General features: G+C 61.9%; 17 protein-coding genes and 1 tRNA gene. 10 read left to right on the top strand and 8 right to left on the bottom strand.

Features of this window, described 5'->3' with window-relative positions:
- Nucleotides 1-177: 177 nt before the first annotated feature.
- A complete protein-coding gene (locus tag SB753_RS32945; protein ID WP_087753028.1) occupies nucleotides 178-642 on the bottom strand; it encodes a hypothetical protein in 465 nt (154 codons plus the stop codon).
- A gap of 118 nt (nucleotides 643-760) precedes the next feature.
- Nucleotides 761-1,609: a FadR/GntR family transcriptional regulator gene (locus SB753_RS32940; RefSeq protein ID WP_027805146.1), complete on the bottom strand. Its 849-nt coding sequence runs from the start codon at nucleotides 1,607-1,609 to the stop codon at nucleotides 761-763.
- A 242-nt stretch (nucleotides 1,610-1,851) separates the two neighbouring features.
- Between SB753_RS32940 and SB753_RS32935 the strand changes: the two genes are divergently transcribed.
- From SB753_RS32935 to SB753_RS32900, 8 genes are all read left to right on the top strand, one after another.
- On the top strand, nucleotides 1,852-3,060 hold the full coding sequence (locus SB753_RS32935; protein WP_087752980.1) for an ABC transporter substrate-binding protein: 1,209 nt from the start codon (nucleotides 1,852-1,854) through the stop codon (nucleotides 3,058-3,060).
- A gap of 119 nt (nucleotides 3,061-3,179) precedes the next feature.
- Complete coding sequence (locus tag SB753_RS32930; RefSeq protein ID WP_027780285.1) at nucleotides 3,180-4,040, top strand: branched-chain amino acid ABC transporter permease; 861 nt, start codon at nucleotides 3,180-3,182, stop codon at nucleotides 4,038-4,040.
- Nucleotides 4,037-5,101, top strand: coding sequence for a branched-chain amino acid ABC transporter permease (locus SB753_RS32925; RefSeq protein WP_410804088.1), 1,065 nt, complete (start codon nucleotides 4,037-4,039; stop codon nucleotides 5,099-5,101). Before SB753_RS32930 ends, SB753_RS32925 begins: the two co-directional genes overlap by 4 nt.
- Nucleotides 5,098-5,865 (top strand): ABC transporter ATP-binding protein, encoded by a 768-nt coding sequence (locus SB753_RS32920; protein ID WP_020071374.1) that lies wholly within the window; start codon nucleotides 5,098-5,100, stop codon nucleotides 5,863-5,865. The genes SB753_RS32925 and SB753_RS32920 overlap by 4 nt, the downstream gene beginning before the upstream one ends.
- Nucleotides 5,862-6,563 (top strand): ABC transporter ATP-binding protein, encoded by a 702-nt coding sequence (locus SB753_RS32915; RefSeq protein WP_310068633.1) that lies wholly within the window; start codon nucleotides 5,862-5,864, stop codon nucleotides 6,561-6,563. Before SB753_RS32920 ends, SB753_RS32915 begins: the two co-directional genes overlap by 4 nt.
- A gap of 32 nt (nucleotides 6,564-6,595) precedes the next feature.
- The gene (locus tag SB753_RS32910; RefSeq protein WP_410804086.1) at nucleotides 6,596-7,894 is read left to right on the top strand and encodes a Zn-dependent hydrolase; all 1,299 of its coding nucleotides are present in this window, start codon (nucleotides 6,596-6,598) and stop codon (nucleotides 7,892-7,894) included.
- Nucleotides 7,891-9,390 carry a M81 family metallopeptidase gene (locus SB753_RS32905; protein ID WP_410804084.1) on the top strand — a complete coding sequence of 500 codons (1,500 nt, stop codon included), beginning with the start codon at nucleotides 7,891-7,893 and terminating at the stop codon, nucleotides 9,388-9,390. Before SB753_RS32910 ends, SB753_RS32905 begins: the two co-directional genes overlap by 4 nt.
- Before the next feature lie 82 nt (nucleotides 9,391-9,472).
- Nucleotides 9,473-9,549, top strand: a tRNA-Val gene (locus SB753_RS32900).
- Between the two features lie 92 nt (nucleotides 9,550-9,641).
- Here the strand turns inward: SB753_RS32900 and SB753_RS32895 are convergent.
- Nucleotides 9,642-10,532, bottom strand: coding sequence for an amidohydrolase family protein (locus SB753_RS32895; RefSeq protein ID WP_410804082.1), 891 nt, complete (start codon nucleotides 10,530-10,532; stop codon nucleotides 9,642-9,644).
- 2 nt (nucleotides 10,533-10,534) lie between these two features.
- Nucleotides 10,535-11,848, bottom strand: coding sequence for an MFS transporter (locus SB753_RS32890; protein WP_410804080.1), 1,314 nt, complete (start codon nucleotides 11,846-11,848; stop codon nucleotides 10,535-10,537).
- Nucleotides 11,849-12,011: 163 nt separating this feature from the next.
- On the opposite strand from SB753_RS32890, the gene SB753_RS32885 reads away from it, so the two are divergent.
- The gene (locus SB753_RS32885; RefSeq protein WP_020071368.1) at nucleotides 12,012-12,755 is read left to right on the top strand and encodes a GntR family transcriptional regulator; all 744 of its coding nucleotides are present in this window, start codon (nucleotides 12,012-12,014) and stop codon (nucleotides 12,753-12,755) included.
- A gap of 163 nt (nucleotides 12,756-12,918) precedes the next feature.
- Nucleotides 12,919-14,223, top strand: a complete 1,305-nt coding sequence (locus tag SB753_RS32880; protein ID WP_410804077.1) for an MFS transporter — start codon at nucleotides 12,919-12,921, stop codon at nucleotides 14,221-14,223.
- Nucleotides 14,224-14,305: 82 nt separating this feature from the next.
- On the opposite strand, the gene SB753_RS32875 is transcribed toward SB753_RS32880, so the two are convergent.
- The 4 genes from SB753_RS32875 to selD form a co-directional block, all read right to left on the bottom strand.
- Nucleotides 14,306-14,440: a hypothetical protein gene (locus SB753_RS32875; RefSeq protein WP_020071366.1), complete on the bottom strand. Its 135-nt coding sequence runs from the start codon at nucleotides 14,438-14,440 to the stop codon at nucleotides 14,306-14,308.
- Nucleotides 14,437-15,495: a permease gene (locus tag SB753_RS32870; protein ID WP_410804075.1), complete on the bottom strand. Its 1,059-nt coding sequence runs from the start codon at nucleotides 15,493-15,495 to the stop codon at nucleotides 14,437-14,439. The genes SB753_RS32875 and SB753_RS32870 overlap by 4 nt, the downstream gene beginning before the upstream one ends.
- Before the next feature lie 24 nt (nucleotides 15,496-15,519).
- Complete coding sequence (gene mnmH, locus SB753_RS32865; RefSeq protein ID WP_410804073.1) at nucleotides 15,520-16,587, bottom strand: tRNA 2-selenouridine(34) synthase MnmH; 1,068 nt, start codon at nucleotides 16,585-16,587, stop codon at nucleotides 15,520-15,522.
- A gap of 126 nt (nucleotides 16,588-16,713) precedes the next feature.
- Nucleotides 16,714-17,778 (bottom strand): selenide, water dikinase SelD, encoded by a 1,065-nt coding sequence (gene selD / locus SB753_RS32860; RefSeq protein ID WP_204523123.1) that lies wholly within the window; start codon nucleotides 17,776-17,778, stop codon nucleotides 16,714-16,716.
- Nucleotides 17,779-17,847: the final 69 nt, after the last annotated feature.

Genomic DNA, 17,847 nt, shown 5'->3' with positions numbered 1-17,847 from the left:
GTGAAAGTAGGTAATCGTCAGGCTCCCCAGCAGCATCAGAAACCCCACCCCACAAAAGGTGGGGTTTCTGCGTTTACCGGCGGTAAAACAGCCAAGCAAACAAATCGCTGTCGTCATCGGACGAATACGGCTTGAAGCGATTCTCGGCTATTCAGTACTCCGGTAATCGGGCGACAACTAAGCCCTCTTTCGCGTCGCAAATTGATCCGGCAGCCCCGCGGTAAAACGGTCCAGCCGCTCGCTGACCTCGGTAACTGCCCAAAGCGGAGCGCGGTGTAATTGCTGGTCGTAGTTGGTAGCGATCTGTGCAAATATCGCGAATCCGTTCTCATCGAGCATCCATCTGCCGGTATCTCGTCCGGTGTCGAATACCCTGGCTATCGCACGCTCGGCCTCGCCGAGTTGCTCGCCAGTCGCGGAGCCGAAACCCGATTCGGCCAGAAAACCCGTCAGCAGCATTACTTGCGTCAGTGTCTGAGCATCGCTTATCCCGCCGTCGCCTCGTCGCAACGCGTCTAGCGCCAGATGCACGCGCAGCGCGAGATCGTCCGCGGTTTGGCGTGCCATCGGCAGCAGCATCGCCTTGGCATGCCTGGCGCGTGCCGCGCCGGTGTTTCGGGAGAACGGAATAGGTTGTGCCATGAAGGTCCAGTGAACGTGCTGTGCAGATGCAATAACGGCGCGCGCGTCAAAAAGTTGAGCCCTCTTGTCGTTAGGCGCCGACTTCTCTAGGCACCGCCCCCACCCCATCACTCCCCCATCACTCCCCATCTCCCTCCGCCTCCACCGGACCAGCACTTCGCGCCCGCACCCGGCGGCGGATCTCCGAGTCGAGAATAAGTCTCCCGCGCAGCTTCCCTTTCATCCGTTTCACGTATCGCGGCGCCTCGGTCATATGGACCGTCATCAGCTCGCGCACTTTGTCGACGTCACGCTCGCGCGCCGCTTTCGTGATCGCCTTATGAATCTTCACGTTGGCCTGGCCGAACCGCTCGTGCTCGGCCTGCGGCGTATCGTTACGAAACTCGATGAGCTGCCGGATCATCTCGTTGATCAGCTCGCAGCTGAAACGCAAAAACGGATTCGGGTTAGCCGCCGCCAGAATGTCGTGGAAGTTCACGTCCTCCTGGCGCTGCCGGACGATGTCCTGCCCGCCGTGCGCCGAAGCCGGCCGATCGCAGCAAGCAATGCTCGCCTCCAGCGCTTCGAAATCCTGTTCTGTCAGGTGCGGGACCGCGCCTGCCGCAAGTTCCGGCTCGAGCAGTTTGCGCACGGTGTAAATGTCGTCGATCGAAACGTCCTTGAAGAACAGATAGTTCTGCAGAAGCTGCAACGTCCGATCGAGCGGCACCTCCACCACCATGCCGCCGCCGGCAGGGCCGGTCGTCACCTTGATGAGCCCTTGAACTTCAAGCGACTTCAGCGCCTCGCGGATCGTGCTTTTGCTCACCGAGAAGAGTTGCTGCAACTCGACCTCGCGTGGAAGGCGATCGCCCGGCTTCAGGTCCTTTTCCGTGATCAGTCGCTTGATTTCCTCCGCGACCAGATCGCCGCGCTTCTGCTGCTTGATCTCAATCGCTGCGCCAGCCTTGGTTCGATCCATGGCCATCTTCATGCTCCCATTTGTGTACTGCACCATCGACGTTCCGCCGGCGCCCACTACGTTGCAAGCAAAGCTGCCTTGCTGCCGCCAGGAATTTTGCCTTATTGACACCGGAATTTATTGTACCTACGATCGGATTCAACCTATTTATCATGATAAATAGAACAAAGCCGACGTGGTGGAAAGTTCACCGTGGCCAGCAAGCTTTCGCAGTCGTTCAGTGCGTGTCTCTTCCAAGGAGCGTCATTTTGAATCGCCGAAATATGTTGAAGCTGGCCGCATTGTCGGCCGTTCCGGGCTCGCTGGGGTCGCTCGTCGCGCGCAGCGCCTTCGCACAGGCAGGCAGCGTGCAGTTCGCTTGTCCGGTGCCGATGTCGGGCGCGTTCGCCGCCAACGGGAAGTATGCAGACCTTGGTATGAAGCTCGCCATCGAACAATATGGCAAGGTTCTCGGCGAACCGCTCGCCTATTCGGTGCTCGACACGGAAGGCAAGCCGGCAACAGCAGTACGCCGCGTTCAGGAAATCGCGCAACAGAAGAATGCTCGATTCTTTGCTGGCGGTATTTTGTCGTCCGAATCATTGGCGATGGGCAAGGAAGTCCAGAAAGCCGGCGGCGTCTTCATCACCACAGCGGGTGCGGACGAAATCACGGGGAAAGACTGCAACGATGCGACCTTCCGCTGGTCGGTGCCCACGTATGGCGCAATTGAACAGACTGTGCGTCCGCTGATCCAGATGATGCCGAAGGCCAAACGCTGGTACACGATCACGCCGCAATACGTATTCGGCGACGGCTTGTTGTCCGCCGCAAAAGCCGTCTTCAAGGAGAAGGGCATCGAGCATGTGGGCAACAGTTATCACTCGCTGAACGAAAAAGAGTTCAGCGGTTATTTGACGAACGCAGTCGCCGCCAAGCCGGACGTGTTGCTCATCCTCAACTTCGGTTCGCAATCTTCCGACACGCTGCGCCAGGCGGTCAGCTTCGGCATGAAGAACAACTGCACGATTCTGCTCGCGTGGGCTTCGGGTCTCGAGCAGTTCGAATCGCTCGGTGCCGACCTGTGCGACGGCGTGTATTTCGGTGCGCAGTACTGGCACGCAATCGACTCGCCGCTCAACCGCGATCTCGTCAAACGCACGCAGGCGGCCTTCAAGACGAATCCGAACTACAGCCTGGCCGGCTCGTACATCTGCACGAAGATTCTGCTGGACGGCATTGTGAAGGCCGGCAACGTCGATCCGAAAAAAGTGGTCGCCGCGCTCGAAGGCATGAAATACGATGGTTTGACAGGACCTGAAGAGGTTCGCAAGGGCGATCATCAGGTGCTGAAGAACTATTATCTGTTAAAGGGCAAGGCGAAGAGCAAGATGAAAAACGCCGACGACTACGCGGATATCGTCAGTTCAGGACAATCGTTTCTGCCGCTCGACAAGACCGGTTGCAAGCTGGCGTGATTCGCGCGGGCGCCGCGGTGCCTCGCGCACCGCAGCACGTACACGTGCGAGCGCAGGAGAGCACGGAGCGCACGCACAAGCACACGCAGTGAATTTCGCCAATTCCTCACACGGACGCCATGAACGTTTATCTCCTGCAGATCGTCAACGGCATCGGGGTCGGGATGTTGTATTTCCTGCTCGCGGTCGGCTTGTCGATTGTGTTTGGCCTCTTGCGCTTCGTGAACTTCGCGCACGGCGCCTTCTATCTGCTCGGCGCCTACTTCTGCTATCAGGCGATGCAGTGGTCGATGAGCTTCTGGACAGCATTGATCGTCGTGCCGATTGCGGTCGGCGCCTTGGCATGGGTCGTCGAAAAACTGATTTTGCGGCACGTCTACGCGCAGCAGCACGAGTTCCATATTCTCGTGACGGTAGGCCTCGCCCTCGTCGTGCAGGAATGCGCGATTCTCGTGTGGGGGCCGCTCGGTGACAACGTGGCCGTTCCCGACATGCTGAACGGCGTGGTGATCTGGGGCAGTTTTGTCTATCCCAAGTACCGCCTGTTCGTGATCGGCTTCACTGCAGTGCTCGCGGCGTTGCTCTGGTGGGTGCTCGAGGGCACGCGCCTCGGCAGCGCGGTGCGCGCCGGCAGCGAATCGACGGAGATGGTCTCGCTGCTCGGCATCAACGTATTGCGGGTGTTCAGCCTCGTGTTCGCGCTCGGTGCCGCAACCGCCGCGCTCGCCGGCGTGCTCGCCGCGCCGATTCGCGGCGTCGATCCTTTCATGGGTATCGAGGCGCTCGGCGTCGCGTTCGTCGTCGTGGTGGTGGGTGGCATGGGCAATTTTCTGGGCGCGCTGGTCGGTGGCCTGCTGGTCGGCATCGTGCAGAGCGTCATGAGCACGCTGTGGCCCGAAGGCGCGCGCTTGATGATCTACGTCGCGATGGCGGCCGTTCTTCTGCTGCGGCCCAATGGCCTGCTTGGGAGAGCCGCATGATCGATACTTCCAAAGCCGCCGACACTAAAGCAGTTACGCGTGCATCGCAGCCCGTTCTGCGACACGCGCTGCATCGCTATCGGTTCCTGTTGCTCGCGCTGCTCGTCGTGTGCATCTTGCCGCTGACGTTGCGCTCCGGCTCGCTCGCGACAGAAGTGCTCGTATTCGCGCTCGCCGCATTGGGCTGCAATCTTCTGCTCGGCCACACGGGACTGCTGTCGTTCGGGCAGGGCATTTTCTTCGGACTCGGCAGCTATAGCGCGGGGCTCGTGCTGACCAGGGCCGCGTTGCCGGTGCCCGTCGCGCTGCTGGCGGCAATCGCGGCCGGCGCGATAGCGGCCGCATTGGTCGGATGGTTTTCGATTCGACAGCGCGGCACATACTTCGTGATGCTGACGCTCGCATTCGGACAACTGTTCTACTTCCTCGCCTACACCACGCCGGACCTGACCGGCGGCGACAACGGACTGCTCGACATTCCGCGGCCGGCGCTCGGGTTGCCTGGCAAAGCGCTGATTCCGCTCGCTTCCCCGTGGCAGTACTACGGATTCGTGGCGGTACTTTTTCTCGTCGTGTTCTGGCTGTTGATGCGCGTCTCGCACTCGGTATTCGGCCGCACGCTGCTTGCGATCCGCGACAACGAAGCACGCGCCGCCGCCGTCGGCTACGACGTCAAGCGTTTCAAGCTGATGGCGTTCGTCATCTCCGGTGCCGTAACCGGACTCGCGGGCGCACTGCATGCGTTGATGACCGGCATCGCGCCGCTTTCCAACATCGACTACCACACGAGCGAGATGATCCTCGTGATGACCGTGATCGGCGGCACCGGCAATCTCTTCGCGTCCGTGCTGGGTGCCGCTTTCTATGTGCTGTTCGCCGACTGGCTGTCGACGTTGTGGCCGCGCTGGCTGCTGTTGCTCGGCATCGTGCTGATGGCGGTGAGCCTGTACATGCAGCGCGGTCTATGGGGACTCGGCGAGCGCATCTGGCACGCGCTGCGCCGAAATGAAAAAGCCGATGCAGACGCAGCAGCCGACGACACCGCAAAGGAGCGCGCATGAGCGAGGCCATTCTGAACGCAAGCGGCCTCGTGAAACGCTACGGTAAATTCACGGCGCTCTCCGAGGTCAACCTAAGCATCATGCCGCGCACCGTGCACTCCGTAATCGGTCCGAATGGCGCCGGCAAGACTACGCTTTTCCATGTGCTCACCGGCACTCTGCCGATCACCGCGGGAACGATTGTGTTCGATGGACACGACGTGACGCACGAGCCCGATCACAAGCGTGTGCGTCGCGGCGTCGCGAGATCGTTCCAGGTGACGAGTCTGTTCGCCAATCTGAGCGTGCAGGAAAACTTGCGGCTCGCTGCGCAAGGTGTCGATTCCGTGCGTGCGCTCAATGCATGGTCGCCGCCGCGCGGTGCACTGGCTCACACTGAAACCGTCGACGACATACTCGAACGCCTCGCGTTGCAGCGTTTCAGCAAAGTGTCGGCAGGCGCTCTGTCGCACGGTCAGCAGCGGCGGCTCGAAGTCGGCATGGCACTCGCGGCGCGTCCCAAGGCGATCTTTCTCGACGAGCCGACGTCGGGCATGGGTATCGACGATCTCGACGACATGAAGCAACTGATTCGCGGCCTGCGCGAGGACTACACCGTCGTCCTGATCGAGCACAACATGGGCATCGTAATGGACATCTCCGACACGATCACCGTCATGCAACAAGGGCGCGTGCTGGTGGAAGGGCGGCCCGACGAAATTCGCGGCGATGAGCGCGTGCGCAGCGCCTATCTCGGCAACATGATTACCGGAGGCCGCGCATGATTCTCGACGTGCAGCAGATTCACGGCTTCTACGGCAAAAGTCACATCCTGCAAGGCGTTTCGTTGCAGATCGCAGAAGGTGAGACGGTCACGCTGCTGGGCCGCAACGGCGCAGGAAAATCCACCACGCTCAAAGCGATCGCGGGCGTCGTCGCGCCGAAGAACGGCAGCGTGGCGTTCAACGGCGCGACCATTAGCGGGCTGCAGCCGCATAAAATCGCCTCGCGTGGTGTGTGTTTCGTGCCCGAACACCGCGGTATTTTCCGGTTGCTCACCGTGGAAGAGAACTTGCGGCTCGGCGCGCGCAAAGATTCACCGTGGCAACTCGACGACATCTACCGCATTTTTCCGCGGCTGAAAGAGCGACGCACGAACGGCGGCGGACAACTGTCCGGCGGTGAACAGCAGATGTTAGCGGTTGGCCGGGCGCTGATGAATCATCCGCGTCTTCTGATGCTCGATGAGCCGGTAGAGGGCCTCGCGCCGGTGATCGTCGAAGAAATCGTCGCGCAACTCAAACTCATTCGCGAGGCAGGTGTGGCGATCTTGCTCGTTGAGCAGAACCTCGAAGTCTGCACGCAACTCGCGGATCGTCATTACATCATCGAACAGGGCGTGATCGTTTATTCGGGCGACAATGCGTCGTTCGCCGCCGACGACTCGATCAAGGACCGCTATCTGGGCGTCGGCGTTGTCTGAGTCCGCGCCGACTTCACTATGAGGAAGCACTGATGCAAGTTCATGAATCGCAGGCTACCGAGGCAGTGAGTCGTTTGCGCGTCGATGGCGAACGGCTTTGGAACAGTCTCATGCAGCTCGCGAAAATTGGAGCGACCGAGAAGGGCGGGGTCTGTCGGCTCGCGCTAACCGAACTGGATCGCATAGCACGCGATCAGGTCGTTAGTTGGGCGAAGGAAACAGGCTGCACGGTTCGCATCGACGCGATCGGCAACATTTTTGCGCGCCGCGCCGGTTTGCGTGACGATCTGCCTCCGGTGATGACCGGCAGCCATATCGACACGCAGCCGACCGGCGGCAAGTTCGACGGCAACTACGGCGTGCTCGCTGGCATCGAAGTGCTGCGCACGCTGGCCGATGCAAACGTCACAACGCTCGCGCCGATCGAGGTCGCGGTCTGGACCAACGAGGAAGGTTCGCGCTTCGTTCCCGTGATGATGGGCTCAGGCGTGTTTGCAGGCGCTTTCACGCTCGAACATGCGCTTGCGCAGCAGGATCGGGACGGCGTGTCCGTGCGCGACGCACTGACAGCAATCGGCTACGTTGGCGAAAACACGAAACCGCATACTGTTGGTGCGTATTTCGAAGCACATATTGAGCAGGGCCCGGTGCTGGAAGCAAACGATAAAACTATCGGCATCGTGCAAGGCGCACTCGGTCAACGCTGGTACGACGTGACCGTGCACGGCATGGAGGCGCACGCAGGACCGACGCCGATGGAATTGCGCCGCGATGCGCTACTCGTTGCCGCCGACCTCATTCACGCCGTGAACCGTATTGCGCTCGACCATGCGCCGCATGGGCGCGGCACGGTAGGCTGGGTCGACGTGCATCCGAACTCACGCAACGTGATTCCGGGCCGCGTCAAATTGACGGTCGATCTGCGCGCCGCCGACGACACCACGCTGACCGCAATGGACAGCGCACTGCGCGACGCCTGCACGGTCGCGAGCGAAAAAGCGGGCATCGCGGTAGATGTCGAGCCGGTCGTGTACTTCGCGCCGCAACCGTTCGCAGCGGAACTGGTGGCCGCCGTCAAACACGGCGCGGAGATGCTGGGCCTCTCGTCAATGGACGTGATCAGCGGTGCCGGCCATGACGCCGTGTATCTCGCGCGCGTCGCGCCTGCCGCGATGATCTTCGTGCCCTGCAAGGACGGTATCAGCCACAACGAAATCGAAGACGCGCGCGCGGATCATCTGGAGGCCGGCTGCAACGTGTTGCTGCACGCGATGTTGCGAGCGGCGCAAGTTGTCCAGACAGCGCGGATGTCGGAGGGTTCGAACGTATGAAAATCCTCATCGCGCGGATGAATCACGAGACCAACACGTTCTCGCCGGTGCCGACGCCGTTGTCCGCTTTCGGCCAGAACGGTGCGAACGCCGGCCCGAGCTTCAACGACGACGCGTTCAACGACAACAAGGGCATGCAGACCGCAATGGCCGCGTTCATCGACGCCGCTGCACGCGAAGGCGCGCAGATCGTTACGCCGGTGTCGGCGGCGGCCAACCCGAGCGGGCCCGTCGAAGCGGCCGCATACGACGCAATCTGCGACGCAATCCTGGCAGCCGCGAGCGGATGCGATGCAGTGATGCTAGACCTGCACGGCGCAATGGTCGCGGAAAATTCGAATGACGGCGAAGGCGATCTCCTCGAACGCGTGCGCGCGGCATTGCCCAACGCCCCGATCGCCGTCGCCCTCGATCTGCACGGCAATGTCACGCAGAAAATGATCGACAACGCGGACGTAATCGTCAGCTTCAAGACCTATCCGCACGTCGATATGTATGAAACCGGCGCCCACGCGGCGCGTCTGCTGTTTGATCTGATACATGACAAGGCGAAGCCGGTGATCGCATGGCGCCAGCCGCCTCTGCTCACGCACACGTTGCGCAGCGCGACCGCTGAAGGCGCGATGAAGCGTGCTGTCGACGCGGCGCGCGCCGCCGAGGCCGACGGCATGCTCGCGGTCTCAGTGTTGTCCGGTTTCTCGCTCGCGGATATCGCTGCGCCGTGTATCAGCGTCGTGGTTGTCGGCAATGGCGATCGCGCGGAAGCGGAGGCAGTGGCCGAGCGAATCGCGCAACAAATCTGGAACGAGCGCGAGGAGTTCGTCTATCGCAGCGCGCCGCTCGCCGAATCGGTTGCGCAAGCCGCTGCTCTCGCAAAAGACGCCGACAAGCCGGTGCTTCTGCTGGATCATGGCGACAACTGCATGTCGGGCGGCACGTGCGACACGATGGATCTGCTCGAAGAAGCGCTCCGGCAGAATCTGGAAGGCATCGTCACCGGGCCGTTGTGCGATCCGCAGGCGGTGGCCGCATTGATGGCTGCGGGCGTCGGAAGCACGGTGACCATCACGATCGGCAACAAGGTTGGAAGCAGTGCGGTGACGCCGCGCGCGCCCGTTGCTATGACCGGTGTGGTGCGCGCCTTGACCGACGGCGAATATGTGATCAGCGGGCCGACTTACACCGGTCAGCGAGCCCACATGGGACGCGCCGCGGTTCTCGATACGGGCACGGTGAAACTGGTCGTGACCGAACACACGCATGAGCCGTGGGACCTGGGCGTGTTCGAAAGCGTTGGCATCGACCCGCGTCGCGCGCGTTTCCTGCTACTCAAATCGCGCATGTATTGCCGTCCGGTTTTCGTGCCGATCTCCGCCGGGCTGGTGGAGTGCGATAGCCGGGGCGTGACGAGTTCGGACTACGGCCTGTTCGCTTTCCAGAATATCCGGCGCCCGGTCTTTCCACTTGATGCAGATGCCGAATGGAGCGCATCGTAATGCGTGGCGCGAGCGTCGACAACAAGAATGCCGTCTGACTCTTGTACAGTTTCGACAGACTCTCTATAATTCGCGCCTCTACAGGCTCGTAGCTCAGTTGGTTAGAGCACCACCTTGACATGGTGGGGGTCGTTGGTTCGAATCCAATCGAGCCTACCAACGCATCAGTGAGGTGGACGAAAGCGGCTCCGCTTTCGTCCACTGTCCTGTCAAAACAGTCGCTGTAACTCCTCGCTTTCCTCTCTCTGCATTCAGTACGTCGCGCGTTGCACGGCAGTTGTCGTTGCGGACGCATTCTCGACAGACTCAACGTCAAATCCATAGAACGAACGAGCAGTGGTGCGCAAAATCGCGCCGAGAGCGGTCGAATCGAGACCGGCGTCGAGCAGCGTCGACAAGGTGTCACCATAACTCGTCACCGCTTCGTATTGTGTGTGCGGCCAGTCGCTGCCCCACATCAAACGGTCCGGCCCAAACTGCTCGATTAATTGCCGTGTCGCGTCTGCAACGAACGCAGAGTCCGGTGCGGTACAGCGATATGCGCCCGACAGCTTTACCCACACCCGCCCCGTCATGCCATAGCCGAGCAGCGCTTTGAAACCCTGGTCCTGTGTGCCGAATGCCGGATCGGGCCGGCCGAAGTGATCGACGACGACTCGCACGCCGCGCTCCAGAAGCTGGTCGATCAGCGGTGCCAGATCGGCTGCATTTCTGTGCAACTCGACATGCCAATCCAGTCGCGCAACGTGGTCCAGCAACGACGTCCACGGTCGTGCGCGCAAATCCGGCAGCGGCTGCTCGATAAGGTTAAGCCGAACGCCCGTTACGCAATGCCTATGCAGATCATCAAGCTCCTTCGCGCTTATGTCCGGCGCAACGACAGCAACGCCGCGCAAACGCTCGGTGTCGGCGGATAACGCTTGCAACAGATAGCGATTGTCGGTGCCGAGAAAGCTCGGCTGCACGAGCACCGCATGCGTCATTCCATGCGCGTTCAGCAGCGGCAGATAGTCGTCGAGCGTTGCGTCGTAGGCGGGCGCGTAGCGGCGATCGCCGGTCAACGGCAAGCCCTGCTCGAAAACGTGTGCGTGGGTGTCGACGCCACCGTGTGCAAACGACGGTAAGGATGCGTGTGCGTTCATATTCAACTGCGCGGAGAGTTCAGGTTGAGGCGCGCTGCATCGGCTGCATCGGCGGCATCTGCGGCCTGCTCCGGCGCGGTATCGCGCAGACGCTTGCCGCGCGTTTCCGGAAGCAGTAGTACCGCGGTCATCGCAAGCCCGTAGGCAATGGCTGCGTCGATGCCGATGGCCGCGCCGAGCGACATCGAATGGCTCATGTAGCCGACCAGAACCGGAAAGCCTGCGGATGCAATGCGCCCGAAGTTGTAGCAGAAGCCGACGCCGGTGCCACGCATGTCGGCGGGATAGAGTTCGTTGAAGAGCGGGCCGAGGCTTGCCGGAATGCCGGCGGCAAAGAGACCGAGCGGGAAGCCAAGCACGAGCATCTGCATATTCGTCAACGGCAACATGACGTATGCGAGCACGGTGACGATGCAGCAGAAAGCGAATAACGCGATGTTGCGACGCCGGCCGATCCGATCGAGCAGGTACGCGCTCAGCATGCAGCCGCACCAGAACGCGACGATCACGACGGCGAGGTAACCGCCGGTATTCAACACCGACAGATGCCTTTCCTTCGCGAGAAACGTGGGCAGCCACGTCATGATCGCGTAGTAGCCGCCGTGAGCACCCGTGCCGAGCACCGCACCGATGATCGTGGTTCGAAGCACGCGAGGCTGAAACACTTGCAGGATCTGACCGAACGCTGAGACCTTGGGGCCGACTCTCGCGCCGGCGGGCTCAATGCGCACCGGCTCTTTCAGATTGCGCCGCACGAATAGCACGAGGCCGGCGGGCAGCAGGCCGACTGCGAACATCACGCGCCAGGCGGTGTCAGAGGGAAGCCATGAGAATACGGCTGCGTAGACCAGCACCGCGGCGCCCCAACCCACGGCCCACGCGCTTTGCACCGCGCCCATTGCCTTGCCGCGATGTTCGGTGCGGATCGTCTCCGCCATGAGCACAGCACCGGCAGCCCATTCGCCGCCGAATCCAAAGCCTTGCAGCGCTTTGAGCAGCAACAGCTGCGGGAAATTCTGGGCGAATGCGCACAGGAAGGTGAAGCCGGCGAACCAGAGAATCGTCATCTGCAAGGTGCGCACGCGGCCGAAGCGGTCCGACAGCGCGCCGGCAATCCAGCCGCCTAGCGCCGACGAGACCAGGGTCACACCGCTGATCGCGCCCGCCTGCGTGTGGTCGATGCCATACGCCGCGATGATCGCTGGAATGGCAAGCGTGAACATCTGCACGTCGAGCGCGTCCAGCCCCCATCCCGCGAAACACCCCCAGAAGGTGTTGCGCTCGACAGGCGTGCCCTGCCTATACCAATTGAACATAGCCATCTCCGTCCGTTCGTCCTGCTGTTCCGGTGATTCATATATATGACTGTATGAATATTGCGCCCAATCGGATTGCGGGTCATTGGGTAATAACCCTTGCTCGCTTTCGATCGATTCAATGCGGTACAGTAGTTACTCCTCTGCATAACTGTATGAATCCATGAATACGGCGTCTTTCGTGTCCAGGCCGGACGACCGGCTGCCCCGTTATCAGCAATTGCGCGACGACCTCGTGAGCCGCATTGCCGCCGGCGAATGGGCGCCCGAAGAGGCCATCGCCACCGAGGCGGAACTAGGCCAGTTCTACAACGTTTCGACCGGCACCGTGCGCAAGGCGATCGACCTGCTGGTCAGCGACGGCGTGCTCACCCGCACCCAAGGCAAAGGCACGTTCGTGCGGCGGCCGCGCTTCGACTCGTCGCTGTTCCGCTTCTTTCGTTTTGTCTCGCGCGACGGCCAGCCGGTGCGTCCCACCGCGCGCGTCCTGAAGCGCGAGGTGGTGAAGCCCAGCGAAGAGATCCGCAACGCTTTGCGTATGAAGGCCTCGGAGAAGGCAATCCACTTGTCGCGCGTGCGAATGATCGAAGGGCAGGCGGTGTTGTCAGAGGAAATCTGGCTGCCGCGCGCGCGTTTCGAAGCGCTTGCCGCGTTGCCGCTCGACAAATTCGAAGACCTGCTGTACCCGCTCTACGAACGGCTCTGCAAGCAGATGGTGGCCTCGGCGACCGAAATTCTCCGCGTAGAACAGGCTACCGCCGAAACGGCTTCGCTGCTCGGCATGAAAACCGGCAGCCCGGTGATTCTGGTTCACCGCGTCGCCTCCGACTTCGCCGGCACACCGTTCGAATGGCGCAGCACGCGTGGCGCGGCCGATACATTCCAGTACCAGGTCGAAATCCGCTAGACCCGCGTTAGCCCGCCTGTTTCCGCCGAACACAGCTTCCTACTCAAGGTGGCGTTGCCCGTCATGCGGGTATCACCCCATGGCGTCCGGCTGAAATTCCTACAATCATATATATGACTGTATCAATTTTTATTTGCCTTGCAGTCGGGCAAGCGGAGAAATCATGTCCACACAATTAGCATTCGAGCAGCAGGTCATGAAAAAGATGGCGTGGCGGTTAATGCCGCTACTCATCGTCATGTTCCTGATTTCGTTCATCGACCGCCAGAACGTCGGCTTCGCCAAGCTGGAGATGGTGCACGACCTCGGCATGACCGAAGCGTCGTACGGATTGGGCGCGTCGCTGTTCTTCATCGGCTATCTGCTGTTCGAGGTGCCCAGCACGCTCGCGCTGCATCGCTTCGGCGCGCGTGCATGGCTCGCCCGCATCATGATGACGTGGGGCATCGTAACGGTGCTGATGGCGTTTGCCCGTTCGCTGCCGGTGTTTTATTCGTTCCGCTTTGCGTTGGGCGTCGCTGAAGCAGGGTTCTATCCGGGCGTGATCTATTACCTCACGCAGTGGTTCCCGCAGAGCTATCGCACGAAAGTGCTTGGCTTCTTCACGCTCGGCAGTTCGCTCGCCAATATGCTCGGCTCGCTGATCGGCGGACTGTTACTCACGCTGGGCGGCACATGGGGATTTGCCGGCTGGCAGTGGGTGTTCATCGCGACCGGCCTGCCGGCTGTGGTGGTTGCATTTGTCGCGCTGAAGTATCTGCCGAATTCGGTGAGCGACGCACCGTTCCTCTCGCAACAGGAAAAAGATGTGGTGCTCGCCGCGCTCAAGCGCGAGGCAGCGAGCGATGCCAAGGCGACGCATCCGTGGGCCGCGCTGCTCGATCCCAAGGTGCTGATGTTCGCGCTGACCTACATGCTGATGTCGACGTCGCTGTACGGCGTGACCTACTGGATGCCGACGCTGCTCAAGAGCGACGGTGTGTCGTCGTCGCTTAACGGCGTGCTCAATATGATTCCGTGGGCGCTCGCCACGCTGCTGTTGCTGTGGCTTCCCGGCAAGCTCAAGCGTGAGCGCGTGGTGTTGAGGGCGATGAGCATTGTTGCAGCGGTCGGCGTGGTGGGCTTCGCGTCGAGCCTCGTGCTGCCCACCCCAACGCTGCGCTTTGCGGCGCTGTGCCTGGGCGGAGCATGCATTCCGTTACTGTATCCGTGCTTCTGGTCGCTGCCGCCGCGCTTTTTCTCGGGCGCACGCGCGGCTGCGAGTGTCGCGGCGATCAATGCGATCGGGAATCTCGGCGGCTTCGCGGGGCAGAATCTGATGCCTTATGTCGGCAAAGCGGCGCATAGCCAGATTGCGCCGATGCTGGTACCTACTGCATGTCTTCTGACGTTGGGAATTGGTACGGGCATCGCTGCTTTGATCAGCGCCCGCCGTCGCACGACACTTGCAGCAGCAACGGTACGTTAGCGCGACTAGACGCGGTGTGGCGCGGCCGTGTCTATGCATGGCCGCTAGCACGCGTTGTTAAACCCGCGTTGTTAAACCCGCGTCAAGGACGAAGCAGGTCGAAGCTCGCCAGCACGAGTACGCCGGTCACCGCGATCAGCGCGACCGAATGCTGGCCGAAGTAGAGAAGCGCCGCAGCCGACCACGACGCGAGCGTAAACGCCGCGAGCTTTTTCATCGGAACCCCAGGGACGCGGCGAGCACGCCGCTCACTATGCCGCAGGCGACCACGGCCAACGCGACGACGGTCAAGACCCGCTTCGGAAACGAGCGACCCAGCATCGCCATAGACGGTACGCTGATTAGCGGCAGCGTCATCAGCAACGCGCCCGCAGGCCCGGCTGCCATGCCGAAAGACAGCATCGCCTGAATGATCGGCACTTCGCCCGCCGTCGGAATCACGAACAGCGTGCCGGCGATGGACAGCGCGACGATCCACAGCACGCTGTTGTCGATGTCCGGACCAACGTGCGGAAAGAGCCACGCGCGTGCCGCGCCGAGAATCAGCACCAGCACGATGTATTCGGGCACGAGACGCAGCGTCATCGTGCCGAGTATTTTCACCCAGCGCGTAAATGCGGTGCCCGGTTCATCCGTCGTGACCAGTTGCGCGATGGCTTCGCGCGACGCCTCGGCTTCCTTCGGCGTCACCATGCGGTTCACGAGATAGCCAAGGCCGAACACCATGACCAGGCCGAGAGCGAGCCGCAAGCCCATCCACTGCCAGCCGAGCACGAAACCCATGAAGATCAGCGTGGCAGGATTGAGCGCCGTATTGCCGAGCCAGAATGCGATTGCCGCTGCGGGCGCCGCCTGCCGCGCGCGCAGTCCCGCCACCACCGGCGCCGCGCAGCAGGTGCACATCATGCCGGGCAACGACATCAGGCCGCCTTTCACGACGCTGCTGAAGTCGCTGCGACCGAGCGCGCGGGTGACCCATTGCGGAGGAATCAGCGCCTGCACTGCAGAGCCGAGCAACAGACCCAGCACCATTGCCTGCCAGATGGCCTTGCCGTAGGCAAGCGTGTAGTCGATTGCGGACTGCCACGACGCGGCGGGCGCGCTCGCCGACGTACCCATCAGGATCGACTTGCCGATCGAATGCTGGCTCGCGGCGACGAACGCGCGGTTGTAATACGGAAACCACTTCACATAGAAGAGTCCGACGACGGCGATCGCGAGAAACACGATCCAGCCAAGCGCGACGCGGGGCTGCCGAAGGGTTGATTGCATGTTGTTCGTAACGTTAAGGTTGGGTCAGACTAGCGCGACTGAACGCTTATCGAGTTGCGCGAGGAGCGCTTTAGCCTGATCGACGACGTCTGTGTCGTTCGGCCGGAAACTGATTTTCAGCGCCCGCGGCAATTGCGTGAAATGCTGATGGCTGCTGCGCGCATATGCCGGATCGTAGTGGAGTTCGATCAACTCGTTCGCGAGTTCGGCGCGCCGGTTTTCGTCGACGAGTTTTTGCCACCCGGCGACGCGTTCGCGGCTATGCAAGCCGATCAAACGTTCCAGCTGCGCCTTTAACGACTCGGGGTCGTCGAACAGTTGAGCGTAGTCGTGAAGCAGAAACGCCGAGCGGTCTTCGCGGCTCGCCGCCACTTCCACACAATCGCCGCGATGAAACGTGTCGAGCAGAGCGAGCGGCAGCGTGATTGCGCCAATGCGACGGCTCTCCGCCTCAACGAACACCGGGCGCGCGGGATCGAAGCTGCGCAGCGCGCTCACGAGCAAGGTATCAAAGCCTTTTTGCGACGGCTGAGCGACCCCAGCCCATGCGCCGAGCAGCGAGCCGCGATGCGCGGCGAGCGCTTCGAGGTCCAGCGTCTGCGCACCTGCTTCGTGGAGCGCGGCGAGGAGCCGCGTCTTGCCGCTCCCGGTCGGACCGACCAGTGCGACGTAACGGAATTGGCTCGGCAGCGTGGTGAGCGCCTCGACGGTTGCGCGCCGGTAAGTCTTGTATCCGCCGTCGAGCTGACGCGCGGGCCAGCCGATCATGTTGAAGAGCGTGGTGACGGAGCCCGAGCGTTTGCCGCCGCGCCAGCAATAAACCAGCGGGCGCCAGTTGCGCGGCCGGTCGGCGAACGTCGTTTCCAGATGAAGCGCGATATTGCGGGCCACCAGCGCCGCGCCCACCTTCGTGGCTTCGAACGGCGACACCTGCTTGTACATCGTGCCGACCAGCACGCGTTCCTCGTTGCTGAGCACCGGCGCGTTCATCGCGCCCGGAATGTGGTCTTCGGCAAACTCGAGAGGCGTGCGTACGTCGATGATTTCATCGAAATCACCTGCTTGATCGAGGCTGACGAGTAGGTTTTTCAAGGGCGTACGGAGGAAAAGCGGACAAAGCGGTGCCGGATAGACCGAAATTATCGCATGCGGCGCGATTGGCGGCAGCGCGCGGCTTTCTGCAGCCTTTCACCGCGCCTTGTCAGCCGCCGCCTTCTTTCAGATCACTTCTACGCGCCCTTCGCCTGCAACCATTTCGCCGATCACGCGAGCGTCGCCGAAACCGTCGGCGTGAAAGAGCGCCAGCACGTCGTTCACAGCGTCGGGTGAACACGAAACCAGCAGGCCGCCTGAGGTTTGCGGGTCCGTGAGCAAGGTGCGCGCGCTCGGCGGCAATGTCGCCGGCAACGAAATATCTTTACCGTAAGCATCCCAGTTGCGACCGGAGGCGCCCGTGAAAACGCCGGCTTCGGCAAAGTCGACTACGCCCGGCAGCCACGGCAGGTCGGCGTAACGCACGCGCGCGGTGAGCTTCGAGCCGCGCGCCAGTTCCAGCGTATGGCCGAGCAGGCCGAAGCCCGTGATGTCGGTGAGCGCGTGCACGCCGTCGAGCCCGGCGAGTTGCGCACCCGGCCGGTTGAGCTTGGTCGTCGCGCCGATCATGGCGGCGTAGCCGTTCGCGTCGAGCCGGTCTTTCTTCAGCGCAGCCGAAAGCACGCCGACGCCGAGCGGTTTGCCGAGAATCAGCACGTCGCCAGCCTGCGCGCCCGCGTTGCGCTTCACGCGCCGCGGATCGACCACGCCGATTGCTACGAGGCCGTAGATGGGCTCGACCGAGTCGATCGAATGTCCGCCCGCGAGCGGAATGCCGGCGTCCGCACACACCGACTCGCCGCCCTTCAGCACTGCCGCAATCACGTCGTGCGGCAGCACGTTGATTGGCATTCCGACGATGGCGAGCGCCATCAGCGGTTTGCCGCCCATTGCATAGACGTCGGAGAGCGCGTTGGTCGCCGCAATGCGGCCGAAGTCGAACGGATCGTCGACGATCGGCATGAAGAAGTCTGTGGTCGCGACGATCGCCTGCTCGTCGTTCAGCTTGTAGACGGCGGCGTCGTCGGCGGTATCGTTGCCGACTAGCAGGTCTGGAAAGAACGGCAGCGGCGCGCTGCGTTTGAGCAGGTCAGCGAGCAGGCCGGGGGCGATTTTGCAGCCGCACCCGCCGCCGTGCGACAGGCTGGTGAGGCGGGGCGAGGAGCTTGCTTGGGCTTGAAGGTCGATCATTGTGGCGCGAATTTGTGGCTTCGAATGATCGCATTATGAGGGTTGTCGACTCCGTGCGCTTCGGAGTTC

It is taken from the genome of Paraburkholderia sp. SIMBA_053, assembly GCF_046534895.1.
Lineage (GTDB): Bacteria > Pseudomonadota > Gammaproteobacteria > Burkholderiales > Burkholderiaceae > Paraburkholderia > Paraburkholderia caledonica.
Note: the sequence above shows the minus strand (reverse complement) of the source record. Positions and strands in the feature narration are given on the sequence as shown.

Bases quoted from the DNA above. Each gene is read 5' to 3' on its own strand.
- SB753_RS32945 (WP_087753028.1), bottom strand. From the start codon at position 642: ATGGCACAACCTATTCCGTTCTCCCGAAACACCGGCGCGGCACGCGCC.
- SB753_RS32940 (WP_027805146.1), bottom strand. From the start codon at position 1,609: ATGGCCATGGATCGAACCAAGGCTGGCGCAGCGATTGAGATCAAGCAG.
- SB753_RS32930 (WP_027780285.1), top strand. From the start codon at position 3,180: ATGAACGTTTATCTCCTGCAGATCGTCAACGGCATCGGGGTCGGGATG.
- SB753_RS32925 (WP_410804088.1), top strand. From the start codon at position 4,037: ATGATCGATACTTCCAAAGCCGCCGACACTAAAGCAGTTACGCGTGCA.
- SB753_RS32920 (WP_020071374.1), top strand. From the start codon at position 5,098: ATGAGCGAGGCCATTCTGAACGCAAGCGGCCTCGTGAAACGCTACGGT.
- SB753_RS32915 (WP_310068633.1), top strand. From the start codon at position 5,862: ATGATTCTCGACGTGCAGCAGATTCACGGCTTCTACGGCAAAAGTCAC.
- SB753_RS32910 (WP_410804086.1), top strand. From the start codon at position 6,596: ATGCAAGTTCATGAATCGCAGGCTACCGAGGCAGTGAGTCGTTTGCGC.
- SB753_RS32905 (WP_410804084.1), top strand. From the start codon at position 7,891: ATGAAAATCCTCATCGCGCGGATGAATCACGAGACCAACACGTTCTCG.
- SB753_RS32895 (WP_410804082.1), bottom strand. From the start codon at position 10,532: ATGAACGCACACGCATCCTTACCGTCGTTTGCACACGGTGGCGTCGAC.
- SB753_RS32890 (WP_410804080.1), bottom strand. From the start codon at position 11,848: ATGTTCAATTGGTATAGGCAGGGCACGCCTGTCGAGCGCAACACCTTC.
- SB753_RS32885 (WP_020071368.1), top strand. From the start codon at position 12,012: ATGAATACGGCGTCTTTCGTGTCCAGGCCGGACGACCGGCTGCCCCGT.
- SB753_RS32880 (WP_410804077.1), top strand. From the start codon at position 12,919: ATGTCCACACAATTAGCATTCGAGCAGCAGGTCATGAAAAAGATGGCG.
- SB753_RS32875 (WP_020071366.1), bottom strand. From the start codon at position 14,440: ATGAAAAAGCTCGCGGCGTTTACGCTCGCGTCGTGGTCGGCTGCGGCG.
- SB753_RS32870 (WP_410804075.1), bottom strand. From the start codon at position 15,495: ATGCAATCAACCCTTCGGCAGCCCCGCGTCGCGCTTGGCTGGATCGTG.
- selD (WP_204523123.1), bottom strand. From the start codon at position 17,778: ATGATCGACCTTCAAGCCCAAGCAAGCTCCTCGCCCCGCCTCACCAGC.